Below are 23,078 nucleotides of genomic sequence, written 5' to 3' on the forward strand. Positions count from 1 at the left end.
CTATCGCACCCCGGCGGCGGCTTCGGCAAGCGCGTCGGTTGCGGCCTTGCGGCGCATTTCGATGACGTCTCCGATCTGGCGCGCCAGCCGGGCATTGTTCTGCACCACAGAATTCATCGCGGCGCGGGGTACGGACACGATCGTGGCGTCGGTGAGTGCGACGACACCGGTGATCATCCGTTGGCGGGTCAGCGATGTTCCCCCGACGTACTCCCCCACACCCAGGGTGCCCAGCGACAACTCGCGGCCGTCTTCGGCGTAGACGACCATCCCGACCGATCCGGCGGTGATGAAGCAGACCGCTTCCGGGATGGTGTTGACCGGTTGGATGATCTCGCCTTCGGCGTAGAGCAGCTGGCGGCCCTGCGCCGACATCGCGGCCGCCGCCTCCTGCCCAAGCCCCAGCCCGGCCGCGATCCGCTGCAGCGCACCGTCCACGTAGGCCTTGGCGGCCTCGGGGTCAGGACTCGCCTCGTCCAGGTGCAGTCCGGCCCGCTGCGCGGCGTACCACGCGCGGTGCAACAACAGCGCCTTGGTGCGCGATTCGTCGGCCGGTGAGGCGATCGGCACCGACACCTTGTACTTCGCTTCCCCGAGCGCCACCACTTTGGCCGGCATAGTGGCCAGCCGCGCCGGCAATCCGGTGGCCACCGCCATCAGCGCCGCCGCCACCGCGCCCGGTGGATCGTCGGGGCCGAACGTCAGCGTGGCTGCCGCCTGATAGGCCGCACCCTGCACCCGGCTGAGGTTGGTGAACGAACCGGTCGCCAGCATCGCGTTCGGCACGATCTGGATGCCATTGCCGGTGTCGATGTGTGCGGCACGCCAGTTCACTTCGACCACGCGGCCTTTGGCCGGCGCGGCGTCCAGCCAGTCGCCGATGCGGAACGGTTGCTCGAATAACAGCAGCAGCCCGGCGATGACCGGGCCGACCGCGGTCTGCACCGCCAGGCCGATCACGATCGACGTCACGCCGACTGCGGCGATCAGCCCGCCGATATTGGCTCCCCAGACCCAGGACAGCAGCAGCCCGACGCCCAGGATGATGAGCACCAGCCGGCCCAGGTCGATAAAGATGCCTGGCAGGCGTTCGCGCCAGCTCCCGGCCCGCGCTGTGCCGAACAACGCGGCATTGGCGCCGGACAACAGCAGTAGCATGATCAGGAAGCCGAAGGCTGTCGCGGCGATCTTGGACCAGGTGGCGTCGACGTCTGCCTGCTCCAGCTGTGCGATCAGCAGGTAGACCGCACATGCCGGCAGCACCCAGTTCCGCAGCAGGGCAACTGGTTTGGCGTAGGAACTGTTCCGGCGAGTCAGGACTCCGTGAAGTTCGTTGAGCAGCAGCAGGGCTAGCGGCAGGCCGATGATGACACCGAACGCCGGCCAGAACCAGGGTTGCGAGGTCAGTCCGCTCATGCCGACTGCCGCGTTCCGACGTCCAACCGCCACACCGGTTCGTTGCCCGCTGAGCCGCTGATGGTGCCGGCGTCGGAGAACGAATAGATACCGACCACCGCCTCATGCACCCGGTCGCTGACGAACACCCCAGGTGTCTTGGTCGCCGCGTGCACCCTGTTCGCCAGGTCGACGGCCTCTCCCCACAGTGCGTAGATCTTCGACCGCTGCCCCACCAGGCCGCTCGTCACCGGGCCGCTGTCAATGCCCGCCCGGATGGCCAGTCGCGCGTCGTGCTGGTCGTTGAAACGCTGCACGATGTCGGTGAGCTCGTTGGCGAAGGCGATCGTCCGGCTGGCGTGGTCGACGCGCGGCACCACCAGACCGCAGGTGGCCAGTAGCCCGTTGTCCTGCATGCTGCGAACCTGCTCGACGCCGTGTCGTTCGGCCGCCCCGTCGAAGGCCTCGGCCAGCGAATTGAGCATGGCGACCGATTCTCCAGAGGGCATCGAGCGGGAGAATTCGTCGAACCCGAGCAACTGGGCGTAGATCACCGAGACGTCGCGGTAATGGGTGCTGATGTTCTCCTCGCCGTCGCGGTAACGCCGCGCCACTGATTCGGGCATCAGGCTCGCCAGCAGTTCGTCGTTCTCGCGCCGCTGCTCGTCGATGAGCTGTTGTTTGGTTTGCAGGCTGGCGCTCATATCGTTGAAAGCCGAAGCCAATTCCCCGATTTCGTCTCGGGCCGTGACGGGGACGCTTACCCCGAGCTCACCGCCGGCGACGCGACGTACCGCGGTACCCAGTATTTTGATCGGCCGGGTGAGAATTCGGCTGAACAACAACGCAAGTAGCGACACCACCAGGACAATCGCCGCCGTCGACAGCGCGATGTTGCGGGCGAACGTGGTAACCGGAGCCAGTGCCTCCGATCTGTCGATCTTGGCCACCAGCACCCAGTCGAGGCCCGGTATATCCAGCGGCGCGTAAGCGACCAGCGACTCCGGCCCGATGTAGTCGCGTGCAGTGGTAACCCCGGTCGCCCCGGTCAGCGCGCGGTTGACCGCCAGCTTGTCCACCGGCTGCAGGAGCACACTGCCCTTGACGGCCACTTGGCGCTCGGCGATCTCGTCGGGGGTGCCGTCGGCGATCACCTCTTCGGCGTAGTGCTTGGGATCGGTGAGCAATTCCCGGGATACCGATCGCATCAGCTTGTCCGGCCCGGCCAGGTACGTCTCACCCGACTGCCCGAGGCCGTCTTGGACCCAGCGTCCCTGCCCCGTCATCACATCGTTGACCGCATCGAGGGACAGCTGCAATGCCAGCACCCCGGAGATGGCACCGTCTCGGCCGATCGGCGACAGCACCCATTGAGTGGGCTTGCCGTACGCCGGCGCGTACCTCTCGAAGTCACTGATGAAGGTCTGATCCACCGATGTCGCCTGCAGAGCTTTGCGATAGGTCTGCGCGAGGACGGTTGTGCTGTATGGGCCGTTGGTCACGTTCGTGCCGAGATCGGCGCCCTTGTACGCGGTGTAGATGACATTGCCCTGGGTGTCGAGGATCGCCGCGTCCTCGAAATTGAACCGCTGGGTCAGGTCAGCGAAGAACGGCTGATAACGCGCATTGACCGCTGACCAGGCGCTGGGATCCCCCGCGGTGTTCACCTTGATCGACGCCTCGAAATCGCCCTGGGCCGGAACGGTGTAGTGGTACTGCAGATACGTTGCCGCATTGCTGGTGGGCTGGAACAGCGAGGCGTCGACGGGTTGACCGGTGCGCTCGGCCAGGGTGGGACCGAACACGGTCGAGTAGTACTTGGCCACCGCCTGTTCGGCGCCCGGCGGCAGTGGCGTCGTCTGAAGTTCGTTGAACGCCTTGCTGAATTCGTTGGCCGCCGCGATCGTCTGAGTCCCATGTGTGACGATCGACGCCGCGTCGGTGACTTTGGTATAGAACGAGGTGATCTCACGCGCCCGAGACTCCCGCAACTGGGTCAGCCGCTGGAATTCGGCATTTCGCAGTGAGGTGGTGCCGGAGATGTATCCGATGGCACCGGCGATCACGACCGAGACAATGCTGACCGCGAGCAACATGATCAGCAGCTTCGACTGGAATCCCAGAGATCGCAGCCGACCACCTCGCGACAGCGCACCCGATAGTCGGACCACGTAGGACCCCCGCTCACTGTCACGCCCACCCAGCTCTGCCCACCCGAAGTCCGGCATTGCCGCTGATCGAGCGGATGTTAGCGCACCTACTCCGCACCGAGGGGTCAGTTACGCGATTGCAGCGCCTGCTGCCCGAACGTGCCGGTCCGCACCGAGCCTTCCGGCAGCATCAGGTCACCGCTGTCCAACCGGGACCTCAGGTAGGCGAATGTCTGTGCGGTCTGGGCGAACAGATGCTCCCCGGCGACCAGTGCCGGCCGGGTGGGCCCGTCGGCGAACTGTGGCAGCGGCTGTACGACGGTGTGGTAGTCCACGTTGAAGAACAACGGGAACGAGTAACGCTCCTCGGAGACCTTGCGCACCCGATGCGAGGTGGCGACGAACGCGCCGTTGGTCCACAGCTCGAGCAGGTCACCGACGTTGACGACGAAAGTGCCCGGTATCGGTGGGACGTCGATCCACTCGCCTGCGCCGTTGAGTATTTCCAGTCCCGGTGCGGTCGGTTTGAGCAGCGTGAAGCACTCGTAGTCGGTATGCGCGCCGATGCCCTGGGCGTCTTGCGCCTGCGGGTTGTACGGGTAGTAGATGAGCCGCAGCTGACTCGGCGTCTTGGTGGCATGCCGGGTGAACGTGTCGGGATCTTCTCCAAGCGCTACCGCGAAGGCCCACAACAATTCCTGGCCGACGCCCAGCACCGCCTGGTAGTACTCGGTGACTGTCTCGGCGAAACCAGGAACATCGGGCCACACATTGGGCCCGAGCATCGGGTTGCCGGCCAGGTGATCGGGGTCCTCGGCGGGCAGATCCAGTGCGGTGTCGAAAGCCTCCTTGAGGTCCGGTTTGTCGCCGTAGAGGCCCTCTTCGCCCACCGGCACGTAGCCGCGATGGCAGGTCGACAGGCCAATGTAGGACGCCATCTTCTGATCCATCGGCAGGGCGAAGAACTGTTTGGTCGCCGTCAGCAGCTTGTCGAACAATTCGTCGCTGACCGACGTGCCGGAAATGTAGAAGAACCCGACCTCTCGGGCGGCTGCACCGAGTTCAGCTGCCACGCGCTCCCGCTCGGTGCGATCTGCCGACCGCAACCCGCTGATATCGACGACCGGTACCGACTGGAATGCCCCACTCACAATGTCACGCTTCCTTCAGTTTCCTTGATCTCCCATGCGATGTCCTCGTCGACTCGTAGCTGTCCTGATGCGAATCGGGGACTGATTGTCATTCCCACGCGGGATGCGTCAGCGGACACAGTTATGCGCCAATTCATTTCGGTGATCTCACCCAGCGAGACGTTCGTCGCGCCGGGCCGCCGGTACGCCCAACCGAAGCGCTCCCCCACCCGTAGCAACACCCCGGCCGCGTCGTCGGGCGCCGCAACACGCAGGCCCCAGCACGGTTCCGCCGGTCCTGGCTCACGCTGCCAATGTTCGGTGTAATCGGCGTGCACCCCGATCTCCACGAGAGTGTCCTCGGCCCAGCTCATCCGTCCGGCGTCAGGCAGTCCGGGCGGCTGTAGATCGACCAGCCTGGTCCACTCGAAGACATCGAGTCGTTGATCAAGCTGGCCGGCGAACCCCTCGCCCGGTCCGCGCACGTCGACGAACAGTGAAAGTCCCTGCAGCCAGACGACATTCGCGCCCGTGTCGCGGGAGCCGTCGGCCTCGATCAACAGCGTCCGCCGCCACAGGCCGGCACACTCGGCGATCGCAGGTGTCACAATGCAGCCTCCCAGCCGTCGTGGAGCGCAGCCAGCCCAGCCTGGGTGGGCCGCCCTAGCGCCCGCACCCGGGCGATGCCGCCGTCGGGGTAGGCCTGCACCCGGATCGCGGTGATCGCGGCGGCGTCCACCACGAAGACCTGGCGAGCATCCGCGAGCAGCCTGCTGCGGGGCACCACGATCTCGTCGAAGGACAGTGCCCACCAGGGCCGCCCGGCGCTCGGCCGGTCTCGGGTGCCGCGCACACAGACCTCGCGGGAGGCGTTGAAGACGAAGTAGGAGGTGTCGATCTCGACGCGATCGAGATCGGTCGCGGTCAGGAAAGAGATCGTCACCGCGTCGTGGGTGTCGGGTCCGATGTCACGCCGACGCCGGGCCTCCCAGCCCGCCCCCATATTGTGCGGCCGGTCGGCCGAGATCAGTGCGCGCGCATCGGAGTAGAACGTGTCGCTGCAGTGTTCGAGGCGCCCGCCCTGCTCGGCCCCCGAGACCTCGACAGTGACGCCCGACCATAGTGCCGGGTCGGGGACGGGGTCCCCATAGGCCCGTAGCCTGGCGACCCCGCCGTCGGAGGCGATCACCAACTTGAGATGGGTGTAGCGGCGCGGGTCGGCGACCGCGATCGGATTGTGCGCGTCGGCATTGAGCGGTGCGGGTGGCGCCAGCAGGCGCCAATCCACAGCTGCACTGCACGCGTCGTCCGATGCCGCCAGCGTGGCGCCGAAGAGCGTGCAGCCCGTCGGATGGTTGCCGGTGAAGAAGCGGGTGTCGACATCGATGGTGCGCAGCCTGCCCGGGACGCCGAGCCGGACGATGGCCCAGTCCCCCTGCGGTGCATGCCGACGCGTCTCCCAGCCGTCGACCACCTCCCCACGAAGGTCAAACGTCCCTGGGACGAAATCCGGTTCGGCCGGGTCGATCAGCCGTTCCTTGAATCCGAACGACTCGTCACTGGCGGCGATGACACTGCCGCCGACCGCGCGACAAGCCAGATCCAGACCGCAGTCCCGCTCGATCGTCATAGACCCAACGCCTTCGATAGTGGCCAGTAGGTGCGCACGTTGTCCGGTCCCGGTGCGTACGCGCCGGCCTTGCTGGTCGACAGGTCCAGCCCGACCAGCATCTGGGCCAAGCCGACCGCGGCGGCCACCCCGTCGACGGCGGGCACACCGAGCGCGTCGGTGATCGCCCCTGTCACCCCGGCCATGCCCGCGCAGCCCAGGCAGATCACGTCGGCGCCGTCCTGCATCACCGCACGTTCGGCTTCGGCAACGATCGCTTTGACCGCACCGGCTGGATCCGCGTCGAGTTCCGCGGTCCCCAACCCGCAGGCCCGCACCGACGCGCAGTGTGCTGCCAGCCCGGCCAGCAGCAACCGGTCCTCGATCGGGGCGATCGAACGCGCCAGCGTGGTCACCACGGAGAATCGCCGGCCGATCAGCTGGGCGACGTGGGCGGCGGATTCAGTGATGTCGAGCACCGGCACCTCGAGCATCTCCTGCAGCGCGTCTTTGCCGTGTTCGCCAAAGCCCGCCAACACCACCGCGTCGGCATCGAAAGTCCCGCTCGCCAATTGGGCGGCGACGATGTCCATCACCCCGACCGCGGACAGGTAACTCTCGGCGGCCGAGTCGATGGCAACCGACCCGAAATTCGGCTGGGTGGTGAGGATTTCGGTCCCCGGTCCGGCGGCGGCCCGGGCCGCGGCGTCGATTTCGGCGCTCATCGTCGCCGACGTGTTGGGGTTGAGCACCAGGATCTTCACACCGGCTCCCGTACTCCTGCCCAAAGCAGCTCGCCGCACGTGTTCTCGTCCGCCAACCGGCCGCCACGCCACATCTGACGCACCGCGCCGGTCAGCGGGGCTCCCTCGTATGGAGTGAGCGAATGGCGGTGGTGTAGTTCGGCACCGCGCACCACCCACGCCGCGTCGGGGTCGAACACACAGAAGTCGGCCCGTGTGCCGGGTGCGATCACGCCGCGGTCGGTCAGGCCGGCCAGCCCGGCGGGTGCCTGTGCCATCCACCGGCATACATCCGGCAACTCGAACCCAGCGCGCGCCGCGTGGGTCCACAGCGCGGGCAGCGCGATCTGCAGTGAACTGATCCCGCCGAACGCGCGGCCGAAATCGCCGCCGTGCAGATCCTTGTGCTGCGGCGCACACGGGGAGTGGTCGGAAACCACCATGTCCAGGGTGCCCTCGGCCAGCGCCGCCCACAACAGGGCCCGGTTGCCTTCACCGCGGATGGGCGGGCAGGCCGCGAACACCGTGCCACCCTCGGGAATGCTCTCGGCCGTGAAAGTCAGGTAATGCGGGCAGGTTTCGGCGGTGACGGGCAGCCCGGCCCGTTTGGCATCGGCGATCAGTGGCAGCACGGCTGCGCTGGAGACGTGCACGATGTGCGCCCGCGCGCCGGTCTCGGCAACGGCATCGAGCACGATCTGCACCGCGTCCTGCTCGGCGGCGTCGGGTCGCGACCGCAGGAAGTCGCCATAGTCGCGGCCCGCCGGTGGCGGGCAACCGGCCAGCACCCTGGCGCTCTCGGCGTGCACCAGCAGCACCGAATCCAGTTCGGCGACTCTGGCCATCGCGGCACGGAACTCGGCCACGTCTAGCGGCGGGAAGTTCGGGTTGCCCGACTCGGACAGAAAGCACTTGAATCCGAGCACCCCGGCATCGGTGAGTTCGCCAAAGGAACCAAGGTTGTCCGGCACGATGCCGCCCCAGAACCCGGTGTCCACGCGGCACACCCCGGCGGCCGCTGAGCGTTTGATGTCCAGCGCGGCCACCGTCGTCGTCGCCGGATCGCTGTCCAGCGGCATGTCCACGACGGTGGTGATGCCGCCGGCGAGCGCCGCCGCGGTCGCGGTGGCGAAGCCCTCCCAGTCCGTACCCGGATCGTTGATGTGCACGTGGGTGTCCACCAAACCGGGCAGCAGTACCACGTCGGGATCCAGGATGGTCTGCTCGGCGCAGCCCAGATCGGCGTCGACCTCGCAAACTACCCGGATCATGCCGTCCGCCAAACCGATTGCAGCGGGCCGGACGACACCGCCGACCACCGCGCGCGGGGCGCGAAGGACGTGCTCGACGGCGGGCCCGCTCACCGCGGCCGCACCGGGCCGAACCGCTCCTCGAGCCGCGCTGTCAGTTCCGGCCAGACGTGCGGGTCGTGGCCGGGAACCAGCTCATACCCCTTCGCACTGGCCAGCTTCTTCAGCCGCCGGATCGGCTCCACCGTCTCGGCCGGGTCGACGTCGATGAACCCGCCGATCGGCAGCTCGTGCTCGATGTTCTCGGTCAGATCAGCGGCGTCGAACGCGAACACGAAACCGCCGCCGCCGACGCTCGGATCGAGCTCCACGACGAAGCTCTGATGCCCCGGCGTGTGCCCGTAGGTCGGTACCGCGGTGATACCTGGCGCGATCTCGGCTTCACCGTCGGCCAGCACCCAGTCGATGCGCGGATCGTCGAAGTCCACTCGGACGATCGCATTCCGTTCGGGCTCAGGGTGATTCGACAGACCGTACTCCAGCTCGCGGCGCTGCGCGTGCACCGGGACCTTGCCCGCGAACAGCTTCACACCGCCGGCATGGTCGTGGTGCAGATGCGACAGCGCCACGAGGTGGATGTCGTCAACGTCGATGCCGATGTCGTGCAACGACTCCTCGATCGGCTCACCAGGCCCTGGGAGCACCGGGATGTACTCGACGGTCGGGAAGAACCGCCGGTACAACGCCGGATCCCGGATCAGCGCGGTGTTGAACCCGGTGTCGAGCAACACCCAGCCGCCGTCTGTCTGCAACAGCACACCCGGCACCGGTTCGCGCATCCGCAGCTCCGGTGGTGATCCGTAGACCGACACCGACTTCGGCAGCTCCTCCCACCCCAGCGTCAGCAGGACGATCCGGCGAACTTTGCCCTTTCCCAACGCCATCGGCTTATCCGACCGACAGCGCGGCCAGCCGCAGCGTGTTCGGGTCGGTCACCACGTGCGCCTGCTCGACACCCTTGAGCCACGGCTGCGCCACCATGAAATCGTTGACATCGGCGACGTTGAGCCAGCAACCGGTCTTGACCGCTTCCTCCCCGGCTGTCGAGAAGTCCGCGTCCGAACCGGTCGGCAGCCCCTTGGTCAGTGCGTCGGTGACCGCCGGCGCCGAGCACCCGAAGAAGTTCAGCCCCCCGTCGGCATCCCAGGAGATGTGGCCCCAGGTGTAGGGCGAGGGCGCGTCCGGCCACCCGAGATAGGTCATGATATCCGGTGCGGACTGCCCGTCGCCGCCAACCCATCCGTAGATCTCAGAGGTTGGATAGGCCTGGACTTTGGCGTTCAATCCGGCCGCGGCCAGCTGAGTCTGAATCAGGTTGCTGATCAGCTGGTTGTCGGGATTGCTGGAGTCATAGCCAATGGTGACGGTCTTCTGGTCGGCCGGCAGCCCCCCAGCGATTCCACTCAGCACCGATGGATCGTGCGGCACCGTCTGCTTGCCAAACTCGGCGGCCATCATGTTCGGCGGGTAGATCTGCTCGGCCTTCTTGCCGCGGCCGAAGTAGGTCTGCTTGACCAATTCGTCGACGTCGATGGCCTGCATCACGGCGTTGCGGTTCTTGGCGTCGGTCATCATTCCTTTACGCGGATTGATGTACACGTAGTTCGACATCATGGTCGGCAGCGAGTAATTGGCGAAAGACTTGTTGTCCAAGTAGGACTGCACGGCCGAGGACGGCAGGTCATGCAGGATCGCCGCGATCTGACCGTTGTTGAATTGCAGCTGCTGGGCCGAGACATCCGTGATCACCGGAAGCTCCACCTTCTCGAAATAGGGCTTGTTGCCCCAGTAATCTCCGAAGGCGGTCAGTTCGTATTTCGAGCCGACCTCGGCGGCGGTCAGCGTGTAGGGACCGGTGCCCAGATCGTGGTTGGTGAGATATCCCTGGGCGTTGTCGGTGCCCGCGTTTTTCTTCAGGCCTTCTGGGCTGAGCATGCGGGGCCCGTACGGGCAGGCCAGGTAGTCCAGGAACGCCGAGTTGGGCGCCTTCAGGGTGATAGTGACACCGTAATCACCCTGTGTGGTGACCGAATCGACGTCGGTGACCATGTACGCCGGTCCTTGGTTCACCGCGGCCCTCCTGTCGAAGGATGCCTTGACGGCGGCCGACGTGAACGGGGTGCCGTCGTGGAACTTGACGCCTTCGCGCAGCTTGAAGGTGAAGACCTTGTTGTCAGGCGAGGCGTTCCATTCGGTGGCGAGCAGCGGCTCGAGCACAGGCTTGTCGGTGGCGCCCTTGTACTGGAGCAGGCCTTCATAGGTGTTCGTGGTCAGCAGCAGACCCTGCCCGGCGTAGTAGATGTCGGGGTCCGGCGGTTGGCCCGGATCCTGCAGGAATGACAGATGCAGGACCTTGTCCGTCGGGGCCGCGTTGGGAGTGCTGCTGCCGCCGGAATTGGATCCGCCGCAGGCGGTTACGGTGAGCACAGCTGTCGCGCCGATCGCGAGGATCGTACGGAGTTTCTTCATCGGGCGGCTCCTTCAAGTACCGGGGTGGTCAAAGAGGTGCCGGAGCCGCCTGGGCGGTCACATTCGGCAAAGGCGGCGAGGATCTCATCGCTGGTGCGTACCGCGCCGGACTGCAGGTACTCCATGGCGTCCAGAGCCGCCAGGTGTGCGTCCACCGATGAGCCGCCCACGCAGTCTGAGACGACCCGAACGTAGAAGTCCCGCTGGTGGGCATCGGCGAAGGTGTAGTGCACGCAGACATTGGTCAGCCCGCCGACGAGGATCAGCGTCGACGCCTTCAGTCCGGACAACACGATCTCGAATTCCGTTCCGATGAAACCGGAATAGCGCCGTTTGACGATGTGGAATTCCTGGTTGGGACCGTCGAGGTCGGGTAACAGCCGAGGATGCAGCGCGGTGCCGGGCCTCCCGTCGACGCAGTGCACACCTTCGGTGCCGTCGAGTTCGCGGCCGAAGTCCACGCCGTTGGGCCGGTGCACCTCCTGGAAGAACACGATGGGGATCCCCGCGCTGCGGGCGGTGGCAATCAACCGCTCGGCAACCTCGATCCGGTCGTCGTAGCCCGACATGTGGGCGATGCCCATCTCCTCGGCGGGCATTCCGCCGCTCTCCTGCATGTCGACCACGACCAGAACCGGATTGCCCACGATCAGTGGCTGTTTCGGCACCTAACTTATCCTCCTGTGACTGCGATACGGGGGTCTGCGGCGGCCTGGAGCAGGTCCACGGCCGTATTGATGAAGACGTAGAGGGCGCCGAGCATCAGCGTCACGCCGGCGATCGCCGGAAAGTCGGCGACCGGGATACTTTGCGCGATGTACTGACCGATGCCCGGCCAGCCGAATACCTGCTCGACCACCAGCACACCGGAGAACATCAGGCCCACCTGCAGGCCGGTCATCGACAGGGCTGAGCCGACGCAGTTGCGCAGCACGTGCCGGGCAACAATCCGGCTCTCCGACAGCCCTTTCGCCCGTGCGGTGCGCGCGTAATCGCTGTTCATATCGGCCAGCAGGCTTGACCGCAGCACCCTGCCGATTGCCACCGCCGGGCCCAGTGCGATCACCAGTGCCGGCAGGATCAGGTGGTGCAGGGCGTCGGTGACGACGTCGAAACGACCGCTGAGCAGACCATCGACCGTCAACAACCCGGTGGGTCCGGTTGGCGGGTTGCTGATTCCGGTGCGGCCGTTGGCCGGGACCCAACCCAGCTTCTGGTAGAACACGATCAGGCCGAGGATGCCGAGCAGGAACATCGGGGCCGAGGCGCCGGTGAACAGGATCGCCCGCAGTGCCGCGGATCCGCGCCACTTCAATGTGGTGCTGAACGCCAGCAATACGGCGAGTAGCAATGCGATTCCCATCCCGTACAGCGCCAGTTCCAGGGTCGCCGGAAAGAAGCTGCCGAGATCCGACGCGACGGGGTGCCGGGTCCGGTAGGACGTCCCGAGATCACCGCGCACGGCGGCGGTGAGGTAGTTCCAGAACTGGGTGGACATCGGGTCGTTGAGGCCGAGCGCTTCGCGGCGCGCGGCGACCGCCGACGCGGAGGCCTGTGCCCCCATCTGAGCCTTGACTGGATCCAGCGGCGAAATGCGTTGCAGGACAAACATCACCGCGGTCAGCGCGACCAGGATCGCCGCGGTGGCTGCCAGCCGGGAGACGATGAAGGTTCTCATCTGCTGTGTCCTCCTAGCTCGTCTTCATCAGGTTGCGCAGGCTGTCGCCGGCGATGTTGCCGATCAGCGCCAGCACCAGCACCCCGAGGCCGGGCATCACCGGAACCCACCATTGCTGCAGGAAATAACTGAGATTGCGTGCGGCATCAGCGCCCAGTTCGGGTGCTGGGGCCGACTGGCCGAGCCCCAGGAACGACAGTGCGGCCAGGGTGAGAATCAGCGTCCCGAGGTCCAGGCTCGCGGCCACCAACGCGTTGGGCACGGCGCCGGGCAACAGGTGCCGTAGGGCGAGCCGCAGCCGACCAACCCCGGCCAGCCGGGCGGCCTCGACGTGTGGTCGGGCGGCGAGCCGGGCGATCTCGCCGCGAATCAGCCTGGCGTAGAACGGCCACCACACGATCGACACCGCGATCAGGGTGTGGATGAACCCCGGTCCCAGCGCGGCGACGACGGCGATCGCGAGAACCGGTGCGGGCAGTGACAGGAACCCGTCGGTGATGCGCATCAGGGTGGCGTCCACCCAGCCGCCGGTGGCCCCGGCAATCAGCCCGATCACGCCGCCGATCAACAGCCCGACCGCGACCACCACCAGCGCCGCGAACCAGCTGGACCGGATACCGAAGAGCACCCGACTCAGGATGTCGCGCCCCACGCTGTCGGTGCCGAGCAGAAATCCGTCCTTGCCCGGCGCCTGCAGCGGCATGCCGACCGGAACCAGTGGATCGTGCGGAGCGAGGACGGGCACGGCGACCGCGATCACGGTGACCAGGAAGATCAGTGACACCCCAAGCCAATTCAGGATCAGTGCACGGTCCTTGGGTAGTGCCGCCATCCGCTTCTCGCGGCTGCGCAGTAGCGCCGGGGCGGGCATCGCGATAGCCATCAGCGCGCCTTCCGTTCGAGGCACGCAACCTGATGCGGGCTACCGGGTATGCCCTCCAGTCGCACGTCGAGTTCGCTATCGCTGCATGTGTCGATCGCGATGGGGCACCTCGGGTGGAAGGCGCAGCCCGTTGGCGGAGACAGCGGGCTGGCAGGCTCACCGGCCAATATCCGGCAGTCGCGCCCCAGATCCGGGATGGCGTCGACCAATGCCTGGGTGTAGGGGTGGGTCGGGCGCCCGATGACGTCCTCGGCGGGACCGATCTCGACGATGCGGCCCAGGTACAGCACCGCGATCCGATCGGCGACCACGCGCGCCACCGACAGATCATGGGTCACGAACACCACCGACATATCCAGTCCGCGGCGCAATTCGCCGATCAGGTTGAGCACCGAGGCCGCCAGCGACACGTCGAGCGCGCTGGTCGGCTCGTCGCACAACAGCACCTGCGGCGGGATCACGGTGGCCCGTGCCAGCGACACCCGCTGCCGCTGGCCGCCGGACAACTGGGCGGCCCGGGACTTGACCACGTCCTGCGGCAAACCGACCCGCTCCAGCACCGCGGCGACGGCTTCCTTGCGTTCGGCGCGCGACATCGTGGTGCTGCGCAGTCGCTCGCCGATCAGCTCACCCACCGACAGCCACGGTGTCAGCGACGCACCGGCGTCCTGAAAGACCATCTGCGGGCGCTGGTTTCCGGCCAGCTCGACCTCGCCGGTGGTCGCCTTCTCCAGACCCGCGATGATCCGCAGCAGTGTCGATTTCCCCGAGCCGCTTTCCCCCACCAGGGCCACCGATTCGCCATGTGCGACGGTCAGCGACACACCGCGCAGGGCCTGGAGTTTGCTCTGCTGCGGACCCGAGCGGTCGAGCCAGCGCCGGCGCACGGTGAATGACTTGGTGATCGTGCGGGCATCGACGGCGGCAGGCTGCGCAGGATCGATGGCGGCACGGTCGGCGAAGGCGTCGGTCTCGGCGGCGATCACCCCGGCCAGTTCGGCGCGCATCTGTTCGGGCGCGATGACGCAGGCGCTCACCCGGTTCGCCGCGACAACGGCCGGATCCGGCGGGGTGGCCGAACATTCGGCGCGGGCCAGCGCGCACCGCGGCACGAAGGCGCATCCGGGCAGCGGGGTGGTCGGGCTGGGCACCTGGCCGGCCATTGCGGCCAGTGGACGGTCGCGCGCGGTGTCCAACGTCAGCCGGGATTGCAGCAGACCGTGGGTGTAGGGATGCGCGGGGGTGGCCAGAACCTGTGCGGTCGGGCCGATCTCGGCGATCCGCCCGGCGTAGAGCACCGCGATGCGGTCGGCGATCTGAGCCGCGACCCCGAGGTCGTGAGTGATCAGCACAATGCTGCAGCCGATTTCGGTGCGCAGCCGCTGCAGCAGCGCGAGCACCTGGGCCTGCACGGTGACGTCGAGCGCGGTGGTTGGCTCGTCAGCGATGATGAGCTCGGGGTCGCCGGCCACCGCGATCGCGATCATCACCCGCTGCCGCAGACCGCCAGACAGTTCGTGCGGGTAGGCCCGCATCCGCCGCTCGGGCTCCGGAATGCCAACGGCGGCCAGCAGTTTGAGCGCCTCGGCACTGCTGCCGGCCACTTCTTCGACCTGCTCACCGATCCGCATGGTGGGGTTCAGCGACGTCATCGGGTCCTGGAACACCGCGCCGAGGTCCAGGCGCCGGACTTTACGAAGCTGCTTGGCCGCGCCGGTGAGCATGTCGGTACCGCAGACCTGCACGCTGCCGCCGGTCTTGGCGGCTCCGAGCAGGCCGAGCATGCTGAACCCCAGCACGCTCTTACCGGAGCCGGATTCGCCGACCAGGCCGACGATCTCACCGGGGGCGATGGCCAGTGACACACCACGCAGCGCGTGCACATCCTTGCCGTTGCGGCGGAATGTGACGTGCAGATCATCTACTGCCGCGACCACGTCACCGGCCGGCGTCGTCGCCGGGGCGTCAGGTCGTAGCGCAACACTTGCGGCGCTCGCCATACGGAGTCTCCCCGAGGGTCTCAAAGGTCGCGAGGATGAGCTCACCGGTGAGCCATCAGCCTGTCGATTGACAGTTTTGCGGGCCTCGTGTCGCGGTGGGTGTCGCTGGCGTAACCAAACCAAGACGGCGCGTAACCGATAGGTATCGCGCGTTTCTGTCGTGTGACAGAAAATCCCGGGGTCTGTCTTTTCGCAGGTGATGTGGGTCAACATCGGATTCATGGAGACAACGCGGGCGGGCCGCCCGCGCTTGACCGAACGGCGCAGGCCCGGCACCACCGCCCGGGAGGAGATCCTCGACGCCGCGGGTGAACTGTTCACCACCCGCGGTTATGCGAGCACGTCCACCCGGGCGATCGCCGAGGCGGTCGGTATCCGGCAGGCCTCGCTGTACCACTACTTCAAGACCAAGGACGAGCTGTTGTCGGCACTGCTGCATCAGACCGTCACACCGACCCTGGCGTTCCTGTCCACGCTGCGGCAGGCCGATCCGTCGGCGGCGCAGTGCCTGCACGCCCTGGCTGCGTTCGATGGTGCTCAGCTGCTGACCGCGCGGTGGAACCTGGGCGCCCTGTATCTGTTGCCCGAGCTGCGGGAAGCCCGGTTGGCGACGTTCTGGACCGAACGCGAGCGACTGCGGCTGGCCTACCTCGACGTCAGCCGGTCCATTCTGGCCGCGACCGGGGTTGCCGACGATGCCGCCGACCTGCCGTTCCGCCTGGTCGAGTCGCTGGTGAACATGTGGTCACAGCCCCCGAAGCCCGATTACGCGACGCTGGCCGGTCATGTTGCCGACGCCTGCCTGCGGGTGCTCGGAGTCACCGACGACGGTCTTGCCGGCTTGCGGGCCAGCACCCATCACCACCTGGCCCGCTACGGCGATGCCGACGGACGCAAAGACGTGGGAGTCGGCGTCGGCTGACCTCTAGGATCGGGCCATGCCGCTAGCCGAAGGCGAGATATTCGCCGGCTACACGATCCTGCGACTGCTCGGCGCGGGAGGGATGGGTGAGGTCTACCTCGCCCAGCATCCCCGGCTGCCCCGCCAGGATGCCCTGAAGGTCCTGCCGTCGTCGGTCAGCAGCGACGCCGAGTACCGCGCCAGGTTCGATCGCGAGGCCGATATCGCCGCCACGCTGTGGCATCCACACATCGTCGGCGTCCACGACCGCGGCGAGTTCGACGGGCAGCTCTGGATCGCGATGGACTACGTCGACGGCACTGACGCCGGCGAGCTGTTGAAGAGCTATCCCAGCGGCTTACCGCAGCGGGAAGTGCTCAACGTGGTCACAGCGGTTGCTGAGGCGCTGGACTACGCGCACCAGCGGCATCTACTGCACCGCGACGTCAAGCCCGCCAACATCCTGGTATCCAAGCAGGAGACCGGCGACGAACGAATTCTTTTGGCGGACTTCGGCATTGCCCGCTGGGATAACGATGCGAGCGGCCTGACCCAGACCAACATGACCGTCGGCACGGTGTCCTACGCCGCCCCCGAACAGTTGATGGGCCGCGACCTGGACGGTCGGGCTGACCAGTACGCGTTGGCCGCCACCGCCTACCACCTGCTGACCGGCAAGCCACCGTTTCAGCACTCCAACCCCGCAGTGGTGATCAGCCAGCATCTGTCGGCATTGCCCCCCAGCCTGGCCGAGCACCGCCCCGAGCTGGCCAACCTGGACTCAGCGCTGCGCAAGGCACTGTCCAAGGATCCGGCCGACCGCTTCGACCGCTGTGTGGACTTCGCGCGTGCCCTCGCCCACTACATCACCACGCCGGTGTCCGGTGACGGCCTGACCGACACCGATGCCACCCGGCTGACGCCGATCGCCGATGCCGCTCCCGATGGTGGCGAACCCGGACCCACGACGCACAAGTCGTGGTTGCGGCCGGCGATCCTGATTCCGGTGCTGGTCGTTCTGCTGATCGCGGTCGCCGCGGCGTTCATCGCCGGACGCGACCGTGGTGAGACGGTCGCCACCAAGGATGTCCACACCACCACGACGGCGGCGACGACGACGGCTCAGACCCCGGCGACCACCAGCGTCGTCCCACCACCAGCGTCGCCGGCCACGACGAGCACCACGACGACCACCAGCACCCCGACCGACACCGTCACCGTCGCGCCGACGCCCACCGCGGTGATCGGCTCGAACTGCACCGAACCGGGCGCCACCGGCACCACCGCGGACGGGGCCACCGCCTACTGCACGCAGCTGCAATACACCAACCGCTACCTCTGGTCGGTCCACCAGGACGTGATCCCCAACCCGGTGGTGACCTCCTCACCGACGACCGCGCCGCCGACCGAGAACGAGTCCCCGGTCCGGATCTGCATGCAGGAAACCGGGCATAGTCGGCTGCGGTGCGCCGAGGAGATCCTGCGCGGCAACGGCGGCTGATCGACTAAAGCCCGGCTCAACGTCGAGTTCGGCACCGCTGCGACAGGCCGCTGAAACGTTCTGGCGTCGTTGTGACGATAGAGGTCGCAAGAGGCTGGTGGGATCTGGTCGTCGGGCGATCTTGAGTCATCCTGCGCTATGTTCGACCGCAGACACAGACGGAGGTTCGAGTGAAGAGGCTCATCCTGGTAGCCGCCGGAGCGCTTGCCGCGGGTTCGGCAGCAGCCGCGCTCAGCATGGGTTCCAGCAACGCCGACCCGAACGCCGGCGGAACGATGAACATTCTCGGCGAACCGTATTACAAGGCGGTCGCCATCCTGCACGCGCAAGGTATCTCCACCGTATTCGGCGGCTCGGTGGGCAGCGATGTGCCCCAGGCCAAGTGCATTGTGCAGAGCCAGAAATACCTGGCCAGCGGCAAGATGTCGTTGATGCTGAACTGCACCAAGGCCGCCCAGCCCGACGCTCCGCCGCCTAGCTCGGCCGGCACCGCACCCGCCGGGCCCACGATTCCCGCCGACGGCGGCAGCCGCCCGACACCGGGAGCTCCCGGCACGGTGGTCGTGACGCCGACTCAGGTCGGCTGATCGCCGCGCTCGGCTAAACTTCCGGACAGCCACTGCTGGAGGTTTCGCCCATGCTGCGCCCACGTCGTTTCGAACACGAGATCGATCCCGGACGGGTGCAGATCCAGGCCCGCAAGGTCGACTTCGACGTGTCCGAGGCCCCGTTGCACTGGATTCCCGGCCATCCCGTCGCCTCCCATGTGATCGGACTGCTCAACGTCGTGCTTCCGGTGGCCGAGCGCTGGTTCGTTGCCACCTACAACGAGGCGTTGCCGTTGGTCAAGGATCCGCAGCTGGCCGAGGACATGCGCGGATTCATCGGTCAGGAGGCCACCCACGCCGATACCCACGAAAAGGTCCTGCAGGATCTGATGGTCGCTCGCGGCGTGAACGCCGAGCCCATCCTGCGCCAGCTCGACTACGTCTTCGGCCAGATTCTCTCGCCGAGTGCCTCGAGTGATCCGCGGCGCCGGCTGAACCAACTGTGCGACCGGCTCTGGCTGATCGCGGCGATCGAGCACTACACCGCCGTGCTCGGCGACTTCGCCCTCAACAGTGCGTGGGACGACTATGGCGCTGATCCCACCCTGGTCGACGTGTTCCGCTGGCACGGCAGCGAAGAGGTCGAACACCGCAACGTCGCCCACGACGTGGCGGTCTACTTCCATGACAGCTACTTCGACCGGATTCGGTCGATGGGCATGGCGGCGACGCTGATCGCCGGCTTCTTCAACCGCGGCGCCTGGTATCTGTGCCGCACCGACCCCACCCTGGGCATGAGCTGGTGGCGGATGCAGCGACTGCGGGCCGACGATTCCAAGCGCGGTCTGCTACCCAAGTACCGCAACCTGTTCGGCTCCGCGACGTTGACCTATTTCCGGCCGAACTATTCGCCGGAGGACGTCGGCTCCACCGCGCAGGCGGTCGCCTACCTGGCCAGCTCGCCCGCCGCCCGCGCCGCCCACCTGTGAAACCGTTGGCCCGCTTGCGGGAGTCCCCGCCCAGCGCGTCGGGGCGGACTCGTCACGATGTTCCGCTGCGCCTCACCGATGCGGCCATCACCACGCTGTGGGCGATCAGCGGCACGTTCCGAAGGCCGGCGGCTCCCCCGGACCGCGACCACACGCTGACACTGCAGGTGGCCGATCGTCAGGTGGTCGCCCGCGATCAGAACGTCGTCGCGCTGACACTGGCCACCCCGGACCGGCGGCCGCTGCCGCCCTGGCATCCCGGGGCGCACCTGGACATCCACCTACCCAGCGGACGGATCCGGCAATACTCGCTGTGCGGCGACCCGGGCCTGCATACCTGCTACCGAATCGCCGTGCGGCGCATCCCCGACGGCGGTGGCGGCTCGATCGAAGTACACGAAGGACTCGCTGTCGGCGCGACGGTGACGAGCAGTGGTCCGCGAAACGCGTTCCCGCTCACCGTTCCTGGCTACGGCTCACCCGCACAGCGGCTGCGGTTCATCGCCGGCGGCATCGGCATCACCCCGATTCTGCCGATGCTCGGCCTTGCCGAGCGCCTCGGTGTCGACTGGTCGATGATCTACGCCGGCCGCAGCGCAGAGTCCATCCCTTTCCTCGACGAGCTGCGCCGGTTCGGCTCGCGGGTGCAGATCCGCACCGACGACGTGCACGGAGTGCCCACCGCCGCCGATTTGCTTGGCGACTGCCCGGATGGCGCCGGCGTGTACACGTGCGGTCCGGCGCCGATGTTGACGGCGATCCGGGCGGCGTTGGCCGGACGCGACGACGTGGAACTGCATTTCGAGCGGTTCGCCGCAGCGCCCGTGGTCGACGGCACGAACTTCACCGCGATGGTCGCCTCGACGGGAGCGACCGTGACGGTCGGAGCCGACGAGACACTGCTGTCGGCGCTACGGCGCGAACAGGTGGCGGCACCGTACTCCTGCCAGCAAGGCTTCTGCGGCACCTGTCGAACTCGGGTGATCAATGGTGCTGTCCAGCACCGAGATACGCTCCTGACTGGGCCGGAGCAAGCCGCCGGGCTGATGCTGACCTGTGTATCACGCGCACCCGAGGGTGGACATCTGGAGCTGGACCTGTAATGGCCCGTTCGCTGGGTCTTGCTCGCTGGGATCTTTTGCGGCCACTGGACATGTTGTCGTCGGTGTGGTCGTCGTCGGCAGTGAGTTCCGGTGCCGCGGTGGCGTATCGGACCCTGTTCATGACCGTCAAGCGATTGGTGGTGGGGCGCACCCTCACCGTGCGGCTGGACGGTGGGGACGTCACGCTCACCGTCACCGAGTTCGACTCGCGCCTCGACATTCGGCGCCTTGCGGTCGGACAGTTGCACGATGTGCGGCTGGCCGCCACCGATATACGTTGGGATGAAAGGTATTTCGAGCGCGCCGCGGTCGTCTTGCGCAATGTCCACCTGCAGCCGGGAATACCTCCGGTGTTGGTAGCTGCACCCGTAGAGGTGAGCATGGACGTCTCGACGCACGCACTCGACGAGGTGTTCTCCGATGCGCTGCCCCGCTTATCCGGACATGTGGACGACGACGGTGTCGCCCGGTTGCGCTGGGCGCGCCGGCCCGGACTGGGCAGCGTGGAGGTCGAGGTGGAACTCGACGGCTCCACCCTGTGGCTGCATCCCCGGGCCGTACGGACCAGCCGGCGCCGGTGGCGGCTGCCGGTCAGGACGCCGGCCTACCCGGTGCGGTTACCGGAGCTGGCCAGCGGCCTCACCCTGTCGAGTCTGTCGTTCGGGCCCGGCACGCTGCACCTGACGGGAAACTTGCCGCTGTGGCGCGCCGAGGTCCCCACTGGGCGCATCGAGGATGTCCTCACCCAGCTCAGCGCCGTCGGCCTGCCGGTGAATCTGACCGGCTGGCCCCGCCGCAACTAGTCCGGCTGCGGCGGGCCCACCGGCGTTGTCGTTGTCTCTTCAGTCCCAGGCTGAGGCGACGGCCTCGGCGACGTCGATGACTTTCGCTTGTTGGGACGCCGGGCTGTCGATCTCATCGGCGACGTAGGCCGCGACGAAACGGCGGATCTCGGCGTCGACTCCGGCGAGGATGCGCAGGATCTCGCCGCGCACCGATTTCGACGTCACGTTGACGGCGATGTCGGACGACCGCGGCTTGGCGATGTCGATGACCAGCAGCAGCGGTTCGGCCGCGCGCGCCGTGGCCCGCAACGCGATGTCACCGTCGACGGTGAAACGTTGTTTATCCAGGCGCAGGTCGACGATGAGCTCGATCACCAGCGGGATCCGGACGTTGAAGGTGATGGTGTCCCCCACGCTGCGCCGAGCAACCGGTTGCTGGATCTTCACCTTCGCGGTGACCTTGGCCAGCCCGGCCGGTCCCTGTGCCATCGGGCCCATCTCGAACTCGCCGCCGGCGATCTCGGCGAACGCCGCGGCAACACGCTCCTCGGTCACCGCTACCTCGAAGAATCGGCGGCCGAATTCCTCGTATGTGACGAAGGTGTGGGTATGCATAGAGGTCTACCGTCTCACGCCGGAGGTTGACCGCAGGCCGCGGACCGGTAACAAATCGGGCGTGTCGAGCGGGCTCAGTGCTGCGCGATGGCGTGCCACACCAGATCGGCAATGGCGTCGCAGTAGCTCTCCTCGATGGGATCCTTGGTGTACAGCGCGCGCACATTGATCGGTGCCAGCACCAATTGCATTGCGGCGATCGTGTCGACGCCAGACCGTATCTCCCCGCGTTCGGCGGCCCGATCGAACACCGAGCGGATGCTGCTGAAACGCTTGAACCAAAATGCCATGCGGGTGTCGTTGGCGAATGCGGCACGGTCATCGACGACCATTGCGCGCAACAGACTCCTGCCGATGTCATTGTTGACCTGACGGCCCACTGCTGCAGCCAACGCCCTCAGATCCGTGCGAAGGGATCCGGTATCCGGTGAAGTCATGACGTCGTCGCTCCAGTGCACCAATGCATCGAGGGCAAGACTGCTGCCATCACCCCAATACTGGGTGACCAGTGCCTCGTCGATCTTGTGGCGAGCGCACATGGTCGGGATGTCGAACCGCTCCAAGCCCCACCGGGTCAGCTCGTCATAGGCGGCCGACAACACCGTTCGACGGACCTCATCGGGGACATCAGCGTCTACATATTCCGAATCGGCGATTGCTCAACCTCCAATCCGTGCCGGTCTCGTCCACCAGTCAACCACTCTCGCTGGTACGCCACGACCAGATCCGGCAACGACCACGCCGCGGGCCCTTACGTGGTCATCACCGCGGTGGTGACATTGCTCGCGGTGTTGACGTTGCGCTGGACTGCCGCCAAACCGCTGCGGGCGCTGGCGATTACAACTCCAGCAGCACCGTTACCGGACCGTCGTTGACCAACTCGACCTGCATGTCGGCGCCGAACACCCCGGTTTCGACGTGGGCGCCCAATCCGCGCAGGGTATCGGCGAACAACGTGACCAGGGGCTCGGCAACCGGGCCAGGCGCAGCCGCGTTCCAGGTCGGCCTGCGTCCCTTCGCGGTGTTGGCGTACAGCGTGAACTGACTGACCACCAGGATTGGTGCATCGATGTCGGCTGCCGACCGATCATCGTCGAGAATCCTTAACTGCCAGAGCTTTTCACCCAGCCGGCGGGCAATGTCGTCGGTGTCGGAATGGGTGACACCGACCAGGGCCAGCAAGCCCTGGTCCGGTGGCCGGATTTCGCCGACCACCTGGCCGCCGACCGATACCGACGCCGACGTGACCCGTTGCACCAGCACTCGCAT

The 23,078-nt window shown here is 66.8% G+C and carries 22 protein-coding genes; 6 read left to right on the forward strand and 16 right to left on the reverse strand.

The annotated features are described in order from the left end of the window. The 13 genes from G6N38_RS26810 to G6N38_RS26870 form a co-directional block, all read right to left on the reverse strand. Positions 1–1,416, reverse strand: a complete 1,416-nt coding sequence (locus G6N38_RS26810; RefSeq protein WP_163751145.1) for a mechanosensitive ion channel domain-containing protein — start codon at positions 1,414–1,416, stop codon at positions 1–3. Further along, complete coding sequence (locus G6N38_RS26815) at positions 1,413–3,491, reverse strand: adenylate/guanylate cyclase domain-containing protein (protein WP_163751146.1); 2,079 nt, start codon at positions 3,489–3,491, stop codon at positions 1,413–1,415. Before G6N38_RS26815 ends, G6N38_RS26810 begins: the two co-directional genes overlap by 4 nt. 179 nt (positions 3,492–3,670) lie before the next feature. Further along, the gene (locus G6N38_RS26820) at positions 3,671–4,696 is read right to left on the reverse strand and encodes an isopenicillin N synthase family dioxygenase (protein WP_163751147.1); all 1,026 of its coding nucleotides are present in this window, start codon (positions 4,694–4,696) and stop codon (positions 3,671–3,673) included. Beyond that, the gene (locus tag G6N38_RS26825) at positions 4,693–5,283 is read right to left on the reverse strand and encodes a hypothetical protein (RefSeq protein WP_170314190.1); all 591 of its coding nucleotides are present in this window, start codon (positions 5,281–5,283) and stop codon (positions 4,693–4,695) included. The genes G6N38_RS26820 and G6N38_RS26825 overlap by 4 nt, the downstream gene beginning before the upstream one ends. Then, positions 5,280–6,305: an allantoicase gene (locus G6N38_RS26830; RefSeq protein WP_163751148.1), complete on the reverse strand. Its 1,026-nt coding sequence runs from the start codon at positions 6,303–6,305 to the stop codon at positions 5,280–5,282. Before G6N38_RS26830 ends, G6N38_RS26825 begins: the two co-directional genes overlap by 4 nt. Further along, complete coding sequence (locus tag G6N38_RS26835; RefSeq protein ID WP_163751149.1) at positions 6,302–7,048, reverse strand: aspartate/glutamate racemase family protein; 747 nt, start codon at positions 7,046–7,048, stop codon at positions 6,302–6,304. Before G6N38_RS26835 ends, G6N38_RS26830 begins: the two co-directional genes overlap by 4 nt. Beyond that, positions 7,045–8,391: an allantoinase AllB gene (allB, locus tag G6N38_RS26840; protein WP_163751150.1), complete on the reverse strand. Its 1,347-nt coding sequence runs from the start codon at positions 8,389–8,391 to the stop codon at positions 7,045–7,047. Before allB ends, G6N38_RS26835 begins: the two co-directional genes overlap by 4 nt. Beyond that, positions 8,388–9,221 carry an N-acyl homoserine lactonase family protein gene (locus tag G6N38_RS26845; protein ID WP_163751151.1) on the reverse strand — a complete coding sequence of 278 codons (834 nt, stop codon included), beginning with the start codon at positions 9,219–9,221 and terminating at the stop codon, positions 8,388–8,390. The genes allB and G6N38_RS26845 overlap by 4 nt, the downstream gene beginning before the upstream one ends. Before the next feature lie 4 nt (positions 9,222–9,225). Next, positions 9,226–10,806: an ABC transporter substrate-binding protein gene (locus tag G6N38_RS26850; protein WP_163751152.1), complete on the reverse strand. Its 1,581-nt coding sequence runs from the start codon at positions 10,804–10,806 to the stop codon at positions 9,226–9,228. Beyond that, positions 10,803–11,474, reverse strand: a complete 672-nt coding sequence (locus tag G6N38_RS26855) for a cysteine hydrolase family protein (RefSeq protein ID WP_163751153.1) — start codon at positions 11,472–11,474, stop codon at positions 10,803–10,805. The genes G6N38_RS26850 and G6N38_RS26855 overlap by 4 nt, the downstream gene beginning before the upstream one ends. A gap of 5 nt (positions 11,475–11,479) precedes the next feature. After that, a complete protein-coding gene (locus tag G6N38_RS26860) occupies positions 11,480–12,484 on the reverse strand; it encodes an ABC transporter permease (RefSeq protein ID WP_163751154.1) in 1,005 nt (334 codons plus the stop codon). A gap of 13 nt (positions 12,485–12,497) precedes the next feature. Further along, positions 12,498–13,367 (reverse strand): ABC transporter permease, encoded by an 870-nt coding sequence (locus G6N38_RS26865; protein WP_163751155.1) that lies wholly within the window; start codon positions 13,365–13,367, stop codon positions 12,498–12,500. Beyond that, entirely contained in the window at positions 13,367–15,367 is a 2,001-nt protein-coding gene (locus G6N38_RS26870) for a dipeptide ABC transporter ATP-binding protein (RefSeq protein WP_163751156.1), read from the reverse strand. Before G6N38_RS26870 ends, G6N38_RS26865 begins: the two co-directional genes overlap by 1 nt. Before the next feature lie 220 nt (positions 15,368–15,587). Between G6N38_RS26870 and G6N38_RS26875 the strand changes: the two genes are divergently transcribed. The 6 genes from G6N38_RS26875 to G6N38_RS26900 all read left to right on the forward strand — a co-directional run bounded on the left by G6N38_RS26875 (position 15,588) and on the right by G6N38_RS26900 (position 21,212). Continuing rightward, positions 15,588–16,289, forward strand: coding sequence for a TetR/AcrR family transcriptional regulator (locus tag G6N38_RS26875; RefSeq protein ID WP_246227455.1), 702 nt, complete (start codon positions 15,588–15,590; stop codon positions 16,287–16,289). Positions 16,290–16,305: 16 nt separating this feature from the next. Then, positions 16,306–17,769: a serine/threonine-protein kinase gene (locus tag G6N38_RS26880; protein ID WP_163751157.1), complete on the forward strand. Its 1,464-nt coding sequence runs from the start codon at positions 16,306–16,308 to the stop codon at positions 17,767–17,769. Positions 17,770–17,939: 170 nt separating this feature from the next. Then, entirely contained in the window at positions 17,940–18,356 is a 417-nt protein-coding gene (locus G6N38_RS26885) for a hypothetical protein (RefSeq protein WP_163751158.1), read from the forward strand. 50 nt (positions 18,357–18,406) lie between these two features. After that, the gene (locus G6N38_RS26890) at positions 18,407–19,306 is read left to right on the forward strand and encodes a metal-dependent hydrolase (RefSeq protein ID WP_163751159.1); all 900 of its coding nucleotides are present in this window, start codon (positions 18,407–18,409) and stop codon (positions 19,304–19,306) included. Continuing rightward, complete coding sequence (locus G6N38_RS26895; protein WP_163751160.1) at positions 19,303–20,409, forward strand: PDR/VanB family oxidoreductase; 1,107 nt, start codon at positions 19,303–19,305, stop codon at positions 20,407–20,409. Before G6N38_RS26890 ends, G6N38_RS26895 begins: the two co-directional genes overlap by 4 nt. Beyond that, complete coding sequence (locus G6N38_RS26900; protein ID WP_163751161.1) at positions 20,409–21,212, forward strand: hypothetical protein; 804 nt, start codon at positions 20,409–20,411, stop codon at positions 21,210–21,212. The genes G6N38_RS26895 and G6N38_RS26900 overlap by 1 nt, the downstream gene beginning before the upstream one ends. Positions 21,213–21,251: 39 nt before the next feature. Here G6N38_RS26900 and G6N38_RS26905 read toward each other — a convergent pair whose 3' ends face one another. From G6N38_RS26905 to dtd, 3 genes are all read right to left on the reverse strand, one after another. Continuing rightward, positions 21,252–21,809: a hypothetical protein gene (locus G6N38_RS26905; RefSeq protein WP_163751162.1), complete on the reverse strand. Its 558-nt coding sequence runs from the start codon at positions 21,807–21,809 to the stop codon at positions 21,252–21,254. A gap of 74 nt (positions 21,810–21,883) precedes the next feature. Then, entirely contained in the window at positions 21,884–22,411 is a 528-nt protein-coding gene (locus tag G6N38_RS26910) for a TetR-like C-terminal domain-containing protein (protein ID WP_163751163.1), read from the reverse strand. 235 nt (positions 22,412–22,646) lie between these two features. After that, positions 22,647–23,078 (reverse strand): D-aminoacyl-tRNA deacylase, encoded by a 432-nt coding sequence (gene dtd, locus G6N38_RS26915; protein ID WP_163751164.1) that lies wholly within the window; start codon positions 23,076–23,078, stop codon positions 22,647–22,649.

Origin of the sequence: Mycolicibacterium helvum (assembly GCF_010731895.1) — a bacterium.
Taxonomy (GTDB): Bacteria; Actinomycetota; Actinomycetes; order Mycobacteriales; family Mycobacteriaceae; genus Mycobacterium; species Mycobacterium helvum.

What these genes read in the sequence shown, in the direction of transcription:
- G6N38_RS26810 (WP_163751145.1), bottom strand. Translation starts at nt 1,416, where the DNA reads ATGAGCGGACTGACCTCGCAACCCTGGTTCTGGCCGGCGTTCGGTGTC.
- G6N38_RS26815 (WP_163751146.1), bottom strand. Translation starts at nt 3,491, where the DNA reads ATGTTGCTCGCGGTCAGCATTGTCTCGGTCGTGATCGCCGGTGCCATC.
- G6N38_RS26830 (WP_163751148.1), bottom strand. Translation starts at nt 6,305, where the DNA reads ATGACGATCGAGCGGGACTGCGGTCTGGATCTGGCTTGTCGCGCGGTC.
- G6N38_RS26845 (WP_163751151.1), bottom strand. Translation starts at nt 9,221, where the DNA reads ATGGCGTTGGGAAAGGGCAAAGTTCGCCGGATCGTCCTGCTGACGCTG.
- G6N38_RS26850 (WP_163751152.1), bottom strand. Translation starts at nt 10,806, where the DNA reads ATGAAGAAACTCCGTACGATCCTCGCGATCGGCGCGACAGCTGTGCTC.
- G6N38_RS26860 (WP_163751154.1), bottom strand. Translation starts at nt 12,484, where the DNA reads ATGAGAACCTTCATCGTCTCCCGGCTGGCAGCCACCGCGGCGATCCTG.
- G6N38_RS26865 (WP_163751155.1), bottom strand. Translation starts at nt 13,367, where the DNA reads ATGGCTATCGCGATGCCCGCCCCGGCGCTACTGCGCAGCCGCGAGAAG.
- G6N38_RS26870 (WP_163751156.1), bottom strand. Translation starts at nt 15,367, where the DNA reads ATGGCGAGCGCCGCAAGTGTTGCGCTACGACCTGACGCCCCGGCGACG.
- G6N38_RS26875 (WP_246227455.1), top strand. Translation starts at nt 15,588, where the DNA reads ATGGAGACAACGCGGGCGGGCCGCCCGCGCTTGACCGAACGGCGCAGG.
- G6N38_RS26880 (WP_163751157.1), top strand. Translation starts at nt 16,306, where the DNA reads ATGCCGCTAGCCGAAGGCGAGATATTCGCCGGCTACACGATCCTGCGA.
- G6N38_RS26890 (WP_163751159.1), top strand. Translation starts at nt 18,407, where the DNA reads ATGCTGCGCCCACGTCGTTTCGAACACGAGATCGATCCCGGACGGGTG.
- G6N38_RS26900 (WP_163751161.1), top strand. Translation starts at nt 20,409, where the DNA reads ATGGCCCGTTCGCTGGGTCTTGCTCGCTGGGATCTTTTGCGGCCACTG.
- G6N38_RS26905 (WP_163751162.1), bottom strand. Translation starts at nt 21,809, where the DNA reads ATGCATACCCACACCTTCGTCACATACGAGGAATTCGGCCGCCGATTC.
- dtd (WP_163751164.1), bottom strand. Translation starts at nt 23,078, where the DNA reads ATGCGAGTGCTGGTGCAACGGGTCACGTCGGCGTCGGTATCGGTCGGC.